The 14,657-nt window shown below is 60.4% G+C and carries 12 protein-coding genes; 2 read left to right on the forward strand and 10 right to left on the reverse strand.

All coding sequences use genetic code 11. The annotated features are described in order from the left end of the window. Positions 1-298: 298 nt before the first annotated feature. The 9 genes from lpdA to mdh all read right to left on the reverse strand — a co-directional run bounded on the left by lpdA (position 299) and on the right by mdh (position 11,930). Positions 299-1,687 (reverse strand): dihydrolipoyl dehydrogenase, encoded by a 1,389-nt coding sequence (lpdA, locus tag HEP69_RS11495; protein ID WP_290558673.1) that lies wholly within the window; start codon positions 1,685-1,687, stop codon positions 299-301. 78 nt (positions 1,688-1,765) lie between these two features. Beyond that, the gene (locus tag HEP69_RS11500) at positions 1,766-2,173 is read right to left on the reverse strand and encodes an MAPEG family protein (protein ID WP_290558674.1); all 408 of its coding nucleotides are present in this window, start codon (positions 2,171-2,173) and stop codon (positions 1,766-1,768) included. A 531-nt stretch (positions 2,174-2,704) separates the two neighbouring features. Next, positions 2,705-4,207, reverse strand: a complete 1,503-nt coding sequence (gene odhB / locus HEP69_RS11505; RefSeq protein ID WP_290558675.1) for a 2-oxoglutarate dehydrogenase complex dihydrolipoyllysine-residue succinyltransferase — start codon at positions 4,205-4,207, stop codon at positions 2,705-2,707. Between the two features lie 3 nt (positions 4,208-4,210). Next, positions 4,211-7,174, reverse strand: coding sequence for a 2-oxoglutarate dehydrogenase E1 component (locus HEP69_RS11510; RefSeq protein WP_290558676.1), 2,964 nt, complete (start codon positions 7,172-7,174; stop codon positions 4,211-4,213). Further along, positions 7,171-7,671, reverse strand: coding sequence for a DUF805 domain-containing protein (locus HEP69_RS11515; protein WP_290558677.1), 501 nt, complete (start codon positions 7,669-7,671; stop codon positions 7,171-7,173). Before HEP69_RS11515 ends, HEP69_RS11510 begins: the two co-directional genes overlap by 4 nt. 96 nt (positions 7,672-7,767) lie before the next feature. Continuing rightward, positions 7,768-8,649: a succinate--CoA ligase subunit alpha gene (sucD, locus tag HEP69_RS11520; RefSeq protein ID WP_290558678.1), complete on the reverse strand. Its 882-nt coding sequence runs from the start codon at positions 8,647-8,649 to the stop codon at positions 7,768-7,770. A gap of 82 nt (positions 8,650-8,731) precedes the next feature. Then, positions 8,732-9,925: an ADP-forming succinate--CoA ligase subunit beta gene (gene sucC, locus HEP69_RS11525; protein ID WP_290558679.1), complete on the reverse strand. Its 1,194-nt coding sequence runs from the start codon at positions 9,923-9,925 to the stop codon at positions 8,732-8,734. A 198-nt stretch (positions 9,926-10,123) separates the two neighbouring features. Then, on the reverse strand, positions 10,124-10,879 hold the full coding sequence (locus tag HEP69_RS11530; RefSeq protein ID WP_290558680.1) for an adenylate/guanylate cyclase domain-containing protein: 756 nt from the start codon (positions 10,877-10,879) through the stop codon (positions 10,124-10,126). A gap of 88 nt (positions 10,880-10,967) precedes the next feature. Beyond that, on the reverse strand, positions 10,968-11,930 hold the full coding sequence (gene mdh, locus HEP69_RS11535; protein WP_290558681.1) for a malate dehydrogenase: 963 nt from the start codon (positions 11,928-11,930) through the stop codon (positions 10,968-10,970). Between the two features lie 160 nt (positions 11,931-12,090). Between mdh and HEP69_RS11540 the strand changes: the two genes are divergently transcribed. Continuing rightward, the gene (locus HEP69_RS11540) at positions 12,091-12,846 is read left to right on the forward strand and encodes a sulfite exporter TauE/SafE family protein (RefSeq protein WP_290558682.1); all 756 of its coding nucleotides are present in this window, start codon (positions 12,091-12,093) and stop codon (positions 12,844-12,846) included. Positions 12,847-13,200: 354 nt separating this feature from the next. Here the strand turns inward: HEP69_RS11540 and HEP69_RS11545 are convergent, their stop codons facing one another. Beyond that, a complete protein-coding gene (locus HEP69_RS11545) occupies positions 13,201-13,515 on the reverse strand; it encodes a hypothetical protein (RefSeq protein WP_290558683.1) in 315 nt (104 codons plus the stop codon). A 283-nt stretch (positions 13,516-13,798) separates the two neighbouring features. Between HEP69_RS11545 and HEP69_RS11550 the strand changes: the two genes are divergently transcribed. Continuing rightward, positions 13,799-14,656: a CoA ester lyase gene (locus HEP69_RS11550; protein WP_290558684.1), complete on the forward strand. Its 858-nt coding sequence runs from the start codon at positions 13,799-13,801 to the stop codon at positions 14,654-14,656. The last annotated feature ends 1 nt before the right edge of the window (position 14,657 follow it).

Below are 14,657 nucleotides of genomic sequence, written 5' to 3' on the forward strand. Positions count from 1 at the left end.
CCCGCCCCCCCCCCCCGGGGCCCCGGGGTGCGCCTTCAAACCCAAGCAATGTGGCTCCATCTTTGCCCCCTGCCGATTTGTGATGATAAACCTGCCCGTGTCCATTCAATCCTCCCTTTTGGAAGTTTGAATCAGAACTCACTGGTTTTGGGAATCCTGAATCTCAACAGACCCTAGAGCGGCTGCGCCGCGCACGATGCTTGGTCTGGCGCGGGTGAGCCTTGTCGCCCGGCTCGGGTCACCGTTTGCGATTGGGTGATCCAGAGCCAAGCAGGCGGAAATGTTCGCGGGATCGGGCCTAGCTGTGGATCGGGCCGTCGCCGCAGGCCAGTGCCGCCTCGCGCACCGCTTCGGAATAGGTGGGGTGCGCGTGACAGGTCAGCGCCAGATCCTCGGCCGAGGCGCCAAACTCCATCGCGACGCAGATCTCGTGGATCAGATCTCCGGCCGCCGGGCCGATGATATGCGCCCCCAGGATACGGTCGGTGTCTTTGTCGGCGAGGATTTTGACAAACCCGTCTGCGGCGAAATTGGCCTTGGCACGACCATTGCCCATGAAGGAGAACTTTCCGACCTTGTAGGCACGCCCCTGATCTTTCAGCGATTGCTCGGTCTCGCCCACATTGGCGACCTCTGGATGTGTATAGATCACACCAGGGATGACGCCATAGTTCACATGGCCATGTTTGCCCGCGACCTGTTCGGCGACGGCCATGCCCTCATCTTCGGCCTTGTGGGCGAGCATCGGTCCGTCGATGCAATCGCCGATCGCGTAGATGCCTTTGACATTGGTTTGCCAATCGGCGCCCACATTGATCTGACCGCGCGGCGACATCTCAATCCCCAGCGCGTCGAGGCCCAGCCCGTCCGTATAGGGTTTGCGACCGGTGGCCAGCAGGACGACATCCGCATCCAGCACGTGCTCGCTGTCATCCTTGCGCAGTTTGTAAGTGACTTTCGCCTTGGTTTTGGTCGCGTCTGTTTTTTGAACCGCAGCACCCATCACAAAGGTCAGACCCTGTTTCTTGAGGATCCGCTGGAAGGTCTTTTGAATCTCGCCGTCCATGCCCGGAGTGATTGCATCGAGGTACTCGATCACCGTGACCTCGGAACCCAGGCGGCTATAGACCGATCCCAGTTCAAGGCCGATCACACCTGCGCCGATCACGACCATCTTCTTGGGTACTTTGCCCAGCTCCAGCGCCCCTGTGGAGGTCACAACTACCTTTTCATCGACCTCGACGCCCGGTAGCGAGGCGGGTTCTGACCCCGACGCGATGATGATGTTCTTGGCTGTGTGGACCTCATCACCGACCTTGACCTGGCCCGCCGCTGGAACTGCGGCCCAGCCCTTGATCCAGTCGATCTTGTTCTTTTTAAAGAGAAACTCGATGCCCTTGGTGTTCTGGCCGATGGTGTCTTCCTTATAGGCCATCATCTGTTTCCAATCGACCGACGGCGTCTTGCCCTTCAGCCCCATCGCGGCGAAGTTATGCTCGGCCTCGTGCAGCATGTGCGATGCGTGCAGGAGCGCCTTGGAGGGGATGCAGCCCACGTTCAGGCAGGTCCCGCCCAGCGTTTCGCGCCCTTCGACACAGGCGACCTTCAGGCCCAATTGCGCGCAGCGGATGGCGCAGACATAGCCGCCGGGGCCCGAGCCGATGATGATCACGTCATAATTTGCCATTGCGTTGGTCCTTTTTGTCTGCGGGAGATGGGGCTCTGCCCTCGGACCCCCGGTAAAATTTATGATCCCAAAGACGGATCAGATCAGGGCTGCGATCAGCATGAGGATCGTGGCGCCAAAGCCGACCATCCAGATCACGCTGCGCCACGGGGCGAGGCCGAAGTAATAGGCCGGAACATAGAGGATGCGCGCGATCAAATAAGCATAGGCGCACGCCACGGTGAGCGGGGTGGACTGATCGGCGAGGGTGACGACCACGCAGGCGATGGTGAAAAGGATCAGCCCTTCGAAGTGGTTGTTGAGCGCGCGGTAGAGGCGGGCGGTCTTGTCCGAGAGCAGATCCTCCATTGACCCGCCTAACTTGGAGCGGTCGCGTGCCGTCATAGTCTTGGCGCCGAGTTCGCGATTGGCCGGCACGGACATCAAGACGAACTGGACGACCTGAAGGAGGGCTGCAAGGGTGAGGGCCGTGAGTTCGGGGGTCATGTGATCAAACAAAACTCGATAGGTCATTTCGCATTGCAGCTTTCAATGCCTTTGTTGCGTTCACTCGTGCATTAGAATCGGGCTCAGTGTCTGCCCAACCATTGAGCGTCGGCAGTACTTCTGGCGGGCAGACAAGTTCGAACCTCAGGAGCCAATGCCCCAAAAGTATAGAGTTCTCGTGGTCAACTCCACATTGTTCTTGGTGCATCCACGCCTCTGCCAAACCTAGATATGCCGCCTTGCGCTCATCGTACATTCGTTGTCTCGCTGAAGACCTAGTCGACAACCAATATTGGGCTACGGCAGTCACTATTGAACCGAGACCAAATGCCGTAACAAGCGCAACCAAGTACAAAACCTATCCACCCGACGCGTTTTTGCATCTGAAAGTCCTAGGACGGGTGTCAGTTTGTCCGCCCGTGGCGCCTGCGACACGGGCAGCGCCCGACCGCCCCCCATGGGCGGGCGCTTTGCGCCCACCCTGCGGTCGGGCGCCGCCCTCTGTAAAGAACGGTACGAGCGACAGCAGCATCACAAATCCATCAACAACCGCCGCGGATCTTCCAGCGCCTCTTTCACGCGGACAAGGAAGGTCACGGCCCCTTTGCCGTCCACGATCCGGTGGTCATAGGACAGCGCCAGATACATCATCGGGCGGATCACGATCTCTCCGCCGACAACCATGGGCCGGTCCTGGATCTTGTGCATACCCAGAATGCCCGATTGCGGCGGGTTGAGGATCGGGGCGCTCATCAGCGAGCCATAGACACCGCCATTTGAGAGCGTGAACGTACCGCCCTGCATTTCGGCCATCGACAACTTGCCATCTCGGGCGCGTTTGCCCTTTTCGGCAATGGCCTTCTCGATCTCGGCAAAGCTCATCCGATCCGCGTCGCGGATCACCGGCACCACGAGGCCTTGCGGAGTGCCCGCCGCCACACCCATATGCACGAAATTCTTGTAGACGATGTCGGTGCCGTCAATCTCGGCATTGACCTCGGGCACCTCCTTCAACGCATGGCAGCAGGCCTTGGTGAAAAAGGACATAAAGCCCAGGCGCACACCGTGCTTTTTCTCGAACGCATCCTTGTAGGTTTTGCGCAGCTCCATGCAGGCGCCCATATCCACCTCGTTAAAGGTGGTCAGGATCGCGGCGGTGTTCTGCGCGTCCTTGAGCCGTTTGGCGATGGTCTGGCGCAGACGGGTCATTTTCACCCGCTCTTCGCGCGCCGCGTCCTCCGCCGCCACGGGGGCCCGTGGGGCGGCGGCAGGGGTGGCGGCCGGCACCGGGGCCGAGGCGGCGGCGATCGCTTTGGCGACATCGTCTTTCATGATGCGGCCATCGCGGCCGGTGCCTGTCACGGCATCGGCCGATAGCCCCGCCTCGGCCATGGCTTTCTGGGCAGAGGGGGCGTTTTCAACATCCTTACCGGAGGCAGCGGCCGGTTCGGGAGCGGGCGCGGCCGCAGGGGCGGTTACGGCGCCTGAGGCCGAGATTACGGCTAGCTTGGCCGACGCCTCCACCGTTGCCCCTTCGGGAGCCGTGATTTCGGCCAGCACACCGGCGGCGGGGGCCGGCACCTCGACCGAGACCTTGTCGGTTTCCAATTCACAAAGCATTTCGTCCTGCGCCACAGCATCGCCCACGGCCTTGAACCAGGTCGACACGGTGGCCTCTGTCACGCTTTCGCCCAAAGTGGGGACCATCACATCAACGCTGTCGCCGCCGGTCTCAGGTGAGGCGGTCGGAGCCGGATCGGGTTTGGCGGCGGGCGGCTCTCCCTGCGGCGCGCCCGCCCCTTCGGCGATCGTGGCCAGGAGCGCGTCGACGCCTACGGTCTCGCCTTCGGCGGCGACGATCTCGCCCATGGTCCCTGCGACGGGGCTGGGAACCTCGACGGTGACCTTGTCGGTTTCCAGCTCGCACAGCATCTCGTCCACGGCAATCGCATCGCCTGGCTTTTTGAACCAGGTCGCAACCGTTGCTTCGGTCACGGATTCGCCCAGGGTGGGCACGCGCACTTCGGTGGTCATGGTTTAGTTTCCTTCGATCGTCAGCGCTTCGTTCACGAGCGCGCTTTGTTGGGCTTTGTGTTGGCTGGCCAATCCGGTGGCGGGAGAGGCCGATGTGGCGCGTCCCACATAGAGCGGGCGTTTGTGTTTGGCGTCGATGCGACCAAGGACCCATTCGATATTGGGTTCGATAAAGCTCCATGCGCCCTGATTCTTGGGTTCCTCCTGACACCAGACCATTTCGGCCCCCTTGAAGCGCTCCAACTCCTTGACCAGCGAGATGGCCGGGAAGGGATAGAACTGTTCGATCCTGAGCAGATAGACATCGTCAATGCCGCGCGCGTCGCGTTCTTCCAGAAGATCGTAATAAACCTTGCCCGAGCACATCACGACACGCTTGATCTTGTCGTCGGATTTCAGTGTGGTGTCCGACAGACCGTGCTGCGCATCGTCCCAGAGCACGCGGTGGAACGAGGAGCCGGTCACGAAGTCTTCGGTCTTCGAGACCGCCAGCTTGTGGCGCAGCAGGGATTTGGGTGTCATCAGGATCAGCGGTTTGCGGAAATCGCGATGCAGCTGGCGGCGCAGGATATGGAAGTAGTTTGCCGGTGTCGTGCAGTTGGCCACGATCCAATTGTCCTGGCCGCATTGCTGGAGGAACCGCTCAAGCCGGGCCGAGGAGTGTTCGGGGCCTTGCCCCTCGAACCCATGCGGCAGAAGGCACACCAAACCCGACATCCGCAGCCATTTGCTTTCGCCGGAGCTGATGAACTGATCGAACATGATCTGCGCACCATTGGCGAAATCGCCGAACTGCGCTTCCCACATGGTCAGCGCGTTGGGTTCGGCCAGCGAATAGCCATATTCAAAGCCCAGCACCGCATATTCCGAGAGCATCGAATCGATAACCTCGTATTGGGCCTGTCCTTCGCGGATGTGGTTGAGGGAATAGTACCGCTCCTCCGTCTCCTGATTGATGATGCCGGAGTGGCGTTGCGAGAACGTCCCACGTGTCGAATCCTGCCCCGCAAGGCGGACCGGATACCCTTCCGTCAGAAGCGAGCCAAAGGCCAGCGCTTCTCCGGTGGCCCAGTCGAACCCTTCACCGGTCTCGAACATCTTGGCCCGTGCATCCAAGAGCCGACCGACGGTCTTGTGCAGGGGGAAGCCATCGGGCACGCGGGTCAGCGCGGCGCCGACCTGTTCCAGCGTTTCGGGCGGAATGGCCGTGTTGCCGCGCACGTAATCGTCCTTGTTGCGGTCCAGATGTGACCAGCGGCCATCCAACCAGTCCGCCTTGTTGGGCTTATAGTTCTTACCGGCCTCGAACTCATCGTTCAGATGGGCCTGAAAGGCGGCCTTCATATCCTCGATCTCGCCTTCGGGGATAAGACCGTCCTTGACCAGCCGCTCGGTATAGAGGGCCAGGGTCGTTTTGTGCGACTTGATCTTTTTGTACATGATCGGGTTGGTGAACATCGGCTCATCGCCTTCGTTATGGCCAAACCGGCGATAGCAGAAGATGTCGATCACCACGTCCTTGTGAAACTTCTGCCGGAACTCGGTGGCGACCTTGGCGGCATGCACCACCGCTTCCGGGTCGTCTCCATTGACGTGGAAAATCGGCGCCTCGACCATCAGCGCGATATCGGTCGGATAAGGCGAAGAGCGTGAGAAATGCGGCGCGGTGGTGAACCCGATCTGGTTATTGACCACGATATGCATGGTGCCACCTGTGCGATGTCCGCGCAGGCCCGAGAGGCCGAACCCTTCGGCCACCACGCCCTGACCGGCAAAAGCCGCGTCGCCGTGCAGCAAAATACCCATGACAGCGGTGCGATTGCTGTCGTTGCGCTGGTCTTGCTTGGCGCGGACCTTGCCCAGAACGACAGGATTGACGGCCTCAAGGTGGCTGGGGTTGGCGGTCAGCGACAAATGCACCGAATTGCTGTCGAACTCCCGATCCGACGACGCGCCCAGATGGTACTTCACATCGCCTGAGCCATCGACATCCTCGGGCTTGAAGCTGCCGCCCTGAAATTCATTGAAGATCGCGCGGTAGGGTTTGCGCATCACATTGGCCAGCACCGACAGACGGCCTCGATGCGGCATGCCGATCACGATCTCTTTGATGCCCAGGGCGCCGCCGCGTTTGATGATCTGTTCCATCGCGGGGATCAGGCTTTCGCCCCCATCGAGGCCGAACCGCTTGGTGCCCATGTATTTGACATGCAGAAATTTCTCGAAACCTTCGGCCTCCACCATCTTGTTGAGGATGGCTTTGCGGCCTTCGCGGGTAAAGGCGATCTCCTTGCCGAACCCTTCGATCCGTTCCTTGAGCCAAGCCGCCTCCTCGGGGTTGGAGATGTGCATGTATTGCAGGGCAAAAGTGCCGCAATAGGTCCGTTTGACGATCTCGACGATCTGGCGCATGGACGCCGTCTGAAGGCCCAGAACATTGTCGATAAAGATGGGGCGGTCGATATCCGCATCGCCAAAGCCATAGGTCTTGGGATCAAGCTCGGGATGCGGGGTCTGATCGTGCATTCCCAAAGGATCGAGATCGGCCACCAGATGGCCCCGGATCCGATAGGCGCGGATGAGCATCAGCGCGCGGATACTGTCGAGCACGGCGCGTTTGATCTGATCATCGCTGACCGGCACATTCTGTTCGGCGGCCTTGGCCTTGATCTTGTCGCCCGCGGCCTTCATCTCCACCGCCGCCTCGGCCCATTCACCGGTCAGCGCAGAAGTGAGGTCGTCCTGCGGCACTGGCGGCCAGTCGGCCCGTGCCCAGGAAGGGCCTGCGGCCTCTTTCTTCACATCGATCTCGGTGTCGCCCAGCTGACGAAAGAACTCCGCCCAGGCCGCATCGACCGCACCCGGATCATTGGCGAACCGCGCATACATCTGTTCGAGATATTCGGCGTTGTGGCCTTGCATGAAGCTGGAGGCCTTGAAGACGTCATTGGGAGACTGGTCGGTCATGTCGTTACCTCTGTTGGGGTTGGACCGTATTGATTTGTGCCCGGTTCGGTCGGCCGGGTCAGCCACCACAGGACAAGCAGCGGTGATATAAGAAAGACAAGGGCGGCAGGGATCAGGATCAGGGCGCTGATCGCACCGACTTCCGGTGCCGCGCCGACAGCGTCGCCAATGCCGAGGCTAATGTTGAGAAACACACCGATCCCGATCGTTACGATCAGCGGGTAGAGCAGATAGAGACCCGATCGTCCGGTATCGTGCATCCGGCGCCAGCCGACGGCAAGCGACGGGACCAGCGTTACGATATTGAACGCATTCGAAAGAATGCGCGGCTCGTCAGGGTCCCGGAACGCAGTGTTGAGGGTGGTTTCGGTAAAGCTCGCAACAAATCCGCCAAGCATACAGAATAAAAAGAACCACCAATACTCGGACCGGGAGGCGCGTCCAGAGAAGGTGGCGAACTTCCGGAAACAGATAATGACGGATTGCGAGAACGTCATGTCATCCACTCACTGGCCCAACAGGTAGCGCTGAGCCGCGCCCGCTCCAAGGCAGGCGCGGCACTCCGCACGTATGTCGGGCGGGAACGCATCTGGTTAACCGATGGCCTCGACCACGGCCTCACCCAGGCTCGCGGGGCTTTCGGCCACCACAATGCCAGCGGCTTTCATCGCCTCGATCTTGTCTTCGGCGCCGCCCTTGCCGCCCGCGACGATGGCACCGGCATGGCCCATACGGCGTCCCGGAGGCGCCGTGCGGCCAGCGATAAAGCCTGCGGTCGGCTTCCAACGGCCCTTTTTTTTCTCGTCGGCGAGGAACTGTGCGGCGTCCTCCTCGGCGGAACCGCCGATCTCACCGATCATGATGATCGCTTCAGTTTCGTCATCGGCCAGGAACCATTCCAGCACGTCGATATGCTCGGTGCCCTTGATCGGATCGCCACCGATGCCGACGCAAGTGGACTGGCCCAGGCCCACATCGGTGGTCTGCTTCACGGCTTCATAGGTCAGCGTTCCCGAGCGCGAGACGACGCCCACTTTACCACGCTTGTGGATATGGCCTGGCATGATGCCGATCTTGCAGGCATCGGGCGTGATCACGCCCGGGCAGTTCGGACCGATCAGGCGGCTGGCGGAGCCTTCGAGCGCCCGCTTGACCTTCATCATGTCCAGAACCGGGATACCTTCGGTGATGCAGACGATCACTTCCATCTCGGCATCAATCGCTTCGAGGATCGAGTCCGCTGCGAAAGGGGGTGGGACATAGATGACAGAGGCGTTGGCGTCAGTCACGTGCTTGGCCTCGTGGACCGAGTTGAAGACGGGCAGATCCAGATGGGTCATGCCGCCTTTGCCGGGGGTGACCCCGCCAACCATCTTGGTGCCATAGGCGATGGCCTGTTCGGAATGGAATGTGCCCTGGCTTCCGGTGAAACCCTGACAGATGACTTTGGTGTTTTCGTCGATGAGGACGGCCATATGAGGCGTCTCCTATATAGGTGTAGGGCGGGGTCCACCGCGCCCGTCTTTTCGGGGAGGCGGGACAAGTCCCGCCCTACGATTATCCTTTGACCGCTTTCACGATTTTCTCGGCGCCGTCCTTGAGGTTGTCGGCGGCGATCACGTCCAGGCCGGAGCTGTTGATGATCTCTTTGCCCTTCTCGACATTGGTGCCTTCCAGACGCACCACCAGCGGCACCTGAAGACCGACCTCTTTCACCGCGGCCACAACGCCTTCGGCGATGACGTCACAGCGCATGATGCCGCCGAAGATATTCACCAGAATGCCTTTGACCTGCGGATCGGAGGTGATGATCTTGAACGCTTCGGTCACTTTTTCCTTGGTGGCACCGCCACCCACGTCGAGGAAATTCGCAGGTTCGGCGCCATAGAGCTTGATGATGTCCATTGTGGCCATCGCCAGACCCGCGCCGTTGACCATGCAGCCGATTTCCCCATCCAGCGCGATATAGTTGAGGTCGTATTTCGAGGCCTCCAACTCCTTGGGGTCCTCCTCGGTCGTGTCGCGCAGCTCGGCGATGTCTGCATGGCGATAAATCGCGTTGCCATCGAAACTGACCTTGGCGTCGAGCACTTTCAGATCGCCGCTGTCGGTCACGATCAGCGGGTTGATCTCCAGCATTTCCATGTCTTTCTCGACGAAGGCCTTATAGAGCGTGCCCATCAACGCGACGCATTGCTTGACCTGCTTGCCTTCCAGACCCAGCGAGAACGCGATGCGGCGGCCGTGGAACGCCTGATAGCCCGAGGCGGGGTCGACGGAGAAGGACAGGATTTTCTCGGGCGTTGCCGCGGCCACCTCTTCGATATCCATGCCGCCTTCGGTCGAGCACACAAATGAGATGCGGCTGGTCTGGCGGTCTACCAGAAGGGCCAGGTACATCTCGGTCTCGATACCTGAACCATCCTCGATATAGATGCGGTTGACCTGCTTGCCCGCGGGGCCGGTCTGATGCGTCACCAGCGTGCGGCCCAGCATCTTCTTGGCTTCCTCTGCGGCTTCCTCGACCGATTTGGTCAGGCGCACGCCGCCCTTTTCGCCGGCATCGACCTCTTTGAATGACCCTTTGCCGCGCCCGCCTGCGTGGATCTGCGCCTTGACGACCCACATGGGCCCGTCAAGCGCGCCGGCCGCGGTTTTTGCATCTTCAGCCTTGAGCACGACGCGCCCGTCCGAAACCGGAGCGCCATAGCTGCGCAAAAGCGCCTTGGCCTGGTATTCATGGATGTTCATGGAAAACTGTCCCGTATTGATGTTGTTGCTTATGCGTATAAGGCCGCCATTTATGGGCCGTTAAACGATATTTTGCCGCAGGTGCAGCTTTTGAAGAAAAAAAGCGACATTTGTGATCACAGGTCAAAAAAGTGTGATCACAAATGTACTGTGCGGGCGGTGTCTCCCGCAGAATAAACGAATCTTTGGACCGGCGGCCTATGTCTCCTGCCGGTCCCAGAGGTGTGACAGTACGTAAATCGCCGCAATCGGCATGACCGGAAAGTAGAACCAGGTCAGCCCTTCGCCCGTGACCAGATCGAGCGCGGCAAAAAGAGCCACCATCACGAGCAGGACCTGCCGAAACTTTCGGCGTTTCCTTCTTGGCTTTGTCTTGGGGGGTTGGGCCGCTTTCGGCGTGATCCTTGGCAGAACGGCGTCCAGATCATCCGGTGCGTTGATACCATGGGCTTCGATGGCATAGACCGAGATGTCGTCCGGCAGGTGCTTGGCCGATGCAGGCCCCATTGGCCGAAAGCGCGCATCCAGGCGGCCTGACGCATGATCGACGATTTGCCGCGAGACAAAGATACCGCCCTCCGGCGCCATCTCCTGTAGACGGGCCGCCAGGTTCACGCCGTCCCCCAACAGATCCTCCCCCTCCACGATCACGTCGCCCAGATGCAGCCCAAGGCGAAACGGAAGACTGTCCGCACTGCCCATAAGATCGCGCTGGATATTCACTGCGGCGGCCGTCGCCTCGACCACGGATGGGAATTCGGCGATCAGCCCGTCGCCGGATGTGTTCGCGATGCGCCCGCCTCGCATGGTGATATGGGCATCGATCACCCGTCGGGCGGCCCGCAGGGCCTGCACGGTTCCGACCTCATCCAGGGCCATACGCCCCGAGTAGTTCGCCGCATCCGCGGACAGGATTGTCGTCAGTTTGCGCGTGATGGAGGGCGTTGGGGTCATGGCATGACTGTGCCGGGATTTGCCGTCTCAGGAAACAAAAAAAGCCGGGTGTGTTGGCACCCGGCTTTGGTCACGATAGCGCCGCGTGTCAGCCGAGTGAGCTGTCGATGCCTTTGCAGGCCTCTACCAGGCCTTTGACCGCACTGACCGAGTTGTCGAACATCGCCTGTTCGTCCTTGGTCATTTTGATGTTGGCGATCTTTTCGATCCCGCCTGCTCCGATCACGGTTGGCACGCCCACATACATGCCTTTGAGCCCGAATTCCCCGTCACAATAGGCTGCACAAGGCAGGAGACGCTTTTGGTCCTTGAGATAGGCTTCGGCCATCTCGATGGCCGAAGTGGCGGGCGCGTAGAACGCGCTGCCGGTCTTCAAAAGGCCCACGATCTCGGCGCCGCCATCGCGGGTGCGCTGGACGATGCTGTCGAGCTTTTCCTGACTGGTCCAGCCCATCTCCACCAGATCGGGCAGCGGAATGCCCGCCACCGTGGAATAACGCACCAGCGGCACCATCGTGTCGCCATGACCGCCCAGCACGAAGGCGGTGACGTCCTTCATCGACACGCCGAATTCCAGGCTGAGGAAATGCCGGAACCGTGCGCTGTCGAGCACACCGGCCATGCCGCAGACCATATTGTGCGGCAGACCGGAGAACTCGCGCAGCGCCCAGACCATCGCATCGAGCGGGTTGGTGATGCAGATCACGAACGCGCCAGGTGCGTTGTCGCGGATCCCTTCGCCCACCGATTTCATGACTTTGAGGTTAATGCCCAGCAAGTCGTCGCGGCTCATCCCCGGTTTGCGTGGAACTCCGGCGGTGACGATGCACACATCCGCACCCGCGATATCCTCGTAGGATTGCGTGCCGCTGAGGGCCGCATCGAACCCTTCGGAGGGGCCCGATTCCGCAATATCGAGCGCTTTGCCTTCGGGTGTGCCTTCGGCGATGTCGAAGAGCACGACATCTCCCAGTTCCTTAAGGGCAGCGAGGTGAGCGAGCGTGCCGCCGATTTGACCTGCGCCGATCAGCGCGATCTTGGGTCTGGCCATTGGATATCTCTCCGATCCGATGAAAATTGGCTGTCGGGTTAGTGCGTTATCCGCCCCCGCGCAAGGCTGGCGCAATGCGGCATGTCGCGCGCGCGCTCTGTTCGGACAGTCGCGGACGCGGTAAGGCGTTGACCGGCAAGGCGGTTGGAGAGCACAAGACATGCTGGAACTGAACGCGGAGTTTTTCGCAATTGCGGGCCCGGCGGTTCTGTTCGCGGGCATTTCCAAGGGAGGATTCGGCTCTGGCGCGGCCTTCGCTGCGGCTGCGATTCTTGCGCTGGTGATCGACCCGCGCATGGCGCTGGGCGTGATGTTACCGCTTTTGATGCTGATCGACGTGGCGACCCTGCGCCCCTATTGGCGACGTTGGAGCATGCCGGATGCGCGGGTTTTGATTCTGGGCGGTGTGCCGGGGGTCGCGCTTGGCGCCGCGCTTTACACGGTGGCGGATGCGGATCTTTTCCGGCTGTTGATCGGGGGCATCTCGGTTGGTTTTGTGATCTGGCAAGTGGCGCAGGCCCGCCGTTGGGTTAGGCCCTTCGCGGAGAGGCTGCCTGCCTGGATCGGTCTCTTGGCGGGGTCGATTGCGGGGTTTACCAGTTTTGTCAGCCATGCGGGCGGCCCCCCTGCGGCTGTATATCTATTGTCTCAAAAGCTGGACAAAACGCAGTTTCAGGCGACAACCGTGCTGCTCTTTTGGGCGATCAATATCGTAAAATTCGTGCCTTATACGTTCTTGGGGATGTTCACGGCACAAACCGCTCAGGCCAATCTGGTGCTGGCGCCCTTTGCCCTGGCCGGTGCCTGGCTGGGGGTCAAGGCGCATCATCTGGTGCCCGAATGGCTGTTCTTCCGGGTGACTTATGTCTTGTTGGTGGTCACCGGTAGCAAACTGATTTGGGATGGGTTGATGTGAAAGGATCGCTATTGGCGGAAGATTCGGGCGTTTGCGAAAAGTAGAGGGTCCGAGGTGTTTCTGCGCCGCCTGCCGCCAGACGCAGACGGTACATGCTACGCCCGCCAGACCAAACCTGCTTTAACGCGGTAGGAGGCAAATGCAGTGCCCGGCCCCTCGGAGTGTGCAGGCGCCCGGACGGTGCGTCTGCGAGGGTGGCTGGCCCTTTGGGCAGGGCCAGCCCGTTGTGACATCCGGCGCCGTCGTCACCTCATGGTGTATTCGAAGAAAACCTGAATCATCAAATGCCGCCTGAAATCAAAGACTTCAACATGCTAGATGCCAAACAACGGCTCAGGTATTCCGGGAAACCCATTAGGCGTCGTTTTCGGGTTTGATGAGCGCCTCGGCCAGCGCCTCATAGGCCTGACCAGAGGCCATCAGACACATCAGCCCGTTTGGCAAGGTCACTGTAATCGTCCAGGTCCCCGACGCGTCAGAGGCAAAAACCTCAACAACCTGGCCGGACGCGCCCAACCCCATGCTTTGCCGGGATTCACCATAAGTTTCAGCCAGCCGGTCGATCACGGCCTGTCGCGGCCCGCAATTGCTGCCCTGTGCCGAGGCCTGGCTTGCTGCCAGCGCCATCAGGCCCAGGCCCATCGTCATCTTGAGAACCATCTGTTTCATCGCAACCACCTTTCCGGGTTAACATGTCCGACGTCCGCCCCTTTTTGGTGCGCCGCAACACCTGCGTTTGAGAAATCTGTAGCCAAACCGGATCTGTCCGCGCTGGGCCATTGGTCTTTCCGATGTTGCAAATCCTGCCCCATGAACGTTGAAAACCAGGTTAACGCCGCGTCCTTAACCCGTATCAGCCCGGTTTCCTGCCGCAGTGCGGCAATTTCTTCTTGAACATTTTGGCAAAAAATGGCCCTGTCCGCGCAATTTTATGTCCCGTTTGGAGAGTCGCATGGATCATCGCGCCCGCCCGTATCGCTCTGTTCTTTATATCCCGGGTTCCAAGGAGCGGGCTCTGGAAAAAGCGCGGACCCTCCCGGTCGACGCGATCATTTTCGATCTGGAGGACGCCGTGGCCGCCGATGAAAAGTCCAATGCGCGCGCTACCTTGGCAGACGCGCTGACCGAGGATGGCTACGGTGCCCGGATGAAGATCGTGCGGATCAACGCATTGGATACCGAATGGGGCGCCGAAGATGCGCAGGCGGTTCGCAAGATGAACGCCGATGCTGTGCTCTTGCCCAAGGTGGATGGCCCCGCGGATCTGGATGCGCTGGCCGCGATCACAGGCGACCTGCCGATCTGGGCGATGATGGAGACGCCGCGCGGTATGCTGAACGCCGATGCCATCGCGGCCCATCCCAAGCTGGCCGGCCTCGTTATGGGCACCAATGATCTGGCCAAGGAACTTCAGTCGCGGTTCCGTCAGGACCGCTTGCCGATGCTGACCGCTCTGGGGCTGTGCCTGCTGGCGGCAAAGGCCAATGGGGTGGTGATCATTGACGGGGTCTATAACGCATTCAAGGATGACGAAGGCCTGCGTGCGGAATGTGAGCAGGGCCGCGATATGGGGTTTGACGGCAAGACCCTGATCCATCCCGCGCAGGTCGAGGTCACGAATGCGGCCTTTGCGCCATCGCCCAGCGAGATAGAGCTGGCACAGCGTCAAATCACCGCCTTTGAAGAGGCGGAAGCCGAAGGGCAGGGTGTGGCGGTGGTCGATGGCAAGATCGTTGAGAACCTTCACGTTGCTACCGCCCGCGAAATCCTGGCAAAAGCCAGGGCAATAGAAACCTTGGCTGCGGGGTAGG

The sequence above is a fragment of the Aestuariivita sp. genome, from assembly GCF_021404545.1.
Taxonomy (GTDB): Bacteria; Pseudomonadota; Alphaproteobacteria; order Rhodobacterales; family Rhodobacteraceae; genus Aestuariivita.

Coding starts and splice junctions, on each gene's coding strand:
- HEP69_RS11530 (WP_290558680.1), bottom strand. CDS start 10,879: ATGACCCCAACGCCCTCCATCACGCGCAAACTGACGACAATCCTGTCC.
- HEP69_RS11540 (WP_290558682.1), top strand. CDS start 12,091: ATGCTGGAACTGAACGCGGAGTTTTTCGCAATTGCGGGCCCGGCGGTT.
- sucC (WP_290558679.1), bottom strand. CDS start 9,925: ATGAACATCCATGAATACCAGGCCAAGGCGCTTTTGCGCAGCTATGGC.
- HEP69_RS11500 (WP_290558674.1), bottom strand. CDS start 2,173: ATGACCCCCGAACTCACGGCCCTCACCCTTGCAGCCCTCCTTCAGGTC.
- HEP69_RS11515 (WP_290558677.1), bottom strand. CDS start 7,671: ATGACGTTCTCGCAATCCGTCATTATCTGTTTCCGGAAGTTCGCCACC.
- mdh (WP_290558681.1), bottom strand. CDS start 11,930: ATGGCCAGACCCAAGATCGCGCTGATCGGCGCAGGTCAAATCGGCGGC.
- HEP69_RS11545 (WP_290558683.1), bottom strand. CDS start 13,515: ATGAAACAGATGGTTCTCAAGATGACGATGGGCCTGGGCCTGATGGCG.
- lpdA (WP_290558673.1), bottom strand. CDS start 1,687: ATGGCAAATTATGACGTGATCATCATCGGCTCGGGCCCCGGCGGCTAT.
- HEP69_RS11510 (WP_290558676.1), bottom strand. CDS start 7,174: ATGACCGACCAGTCTCCCAATGACGTCTTCAAGGCCTCCAGCTTCATG.
- odhB (WP_290558675.1), bottom strand. CDS start 4,207: ATGACCACCGAAGTGCGCGTGCCCACCCTGGGCGAATCCGTGACCGAA.
- sucD (WP_290558678.1), bottom strand. CDS start 8,649: ATGGCCGTCCTCATCGACGAAAACACCAAAGTCATCTGTCAGGGTTTC.
- HEP69_RS11550 (WP_290558684.1), top strand. CDS start 13,799: ATGGATCATCGCGCCCGCCCGTATCGCTCTGTTCTTTATATCCCGGGT.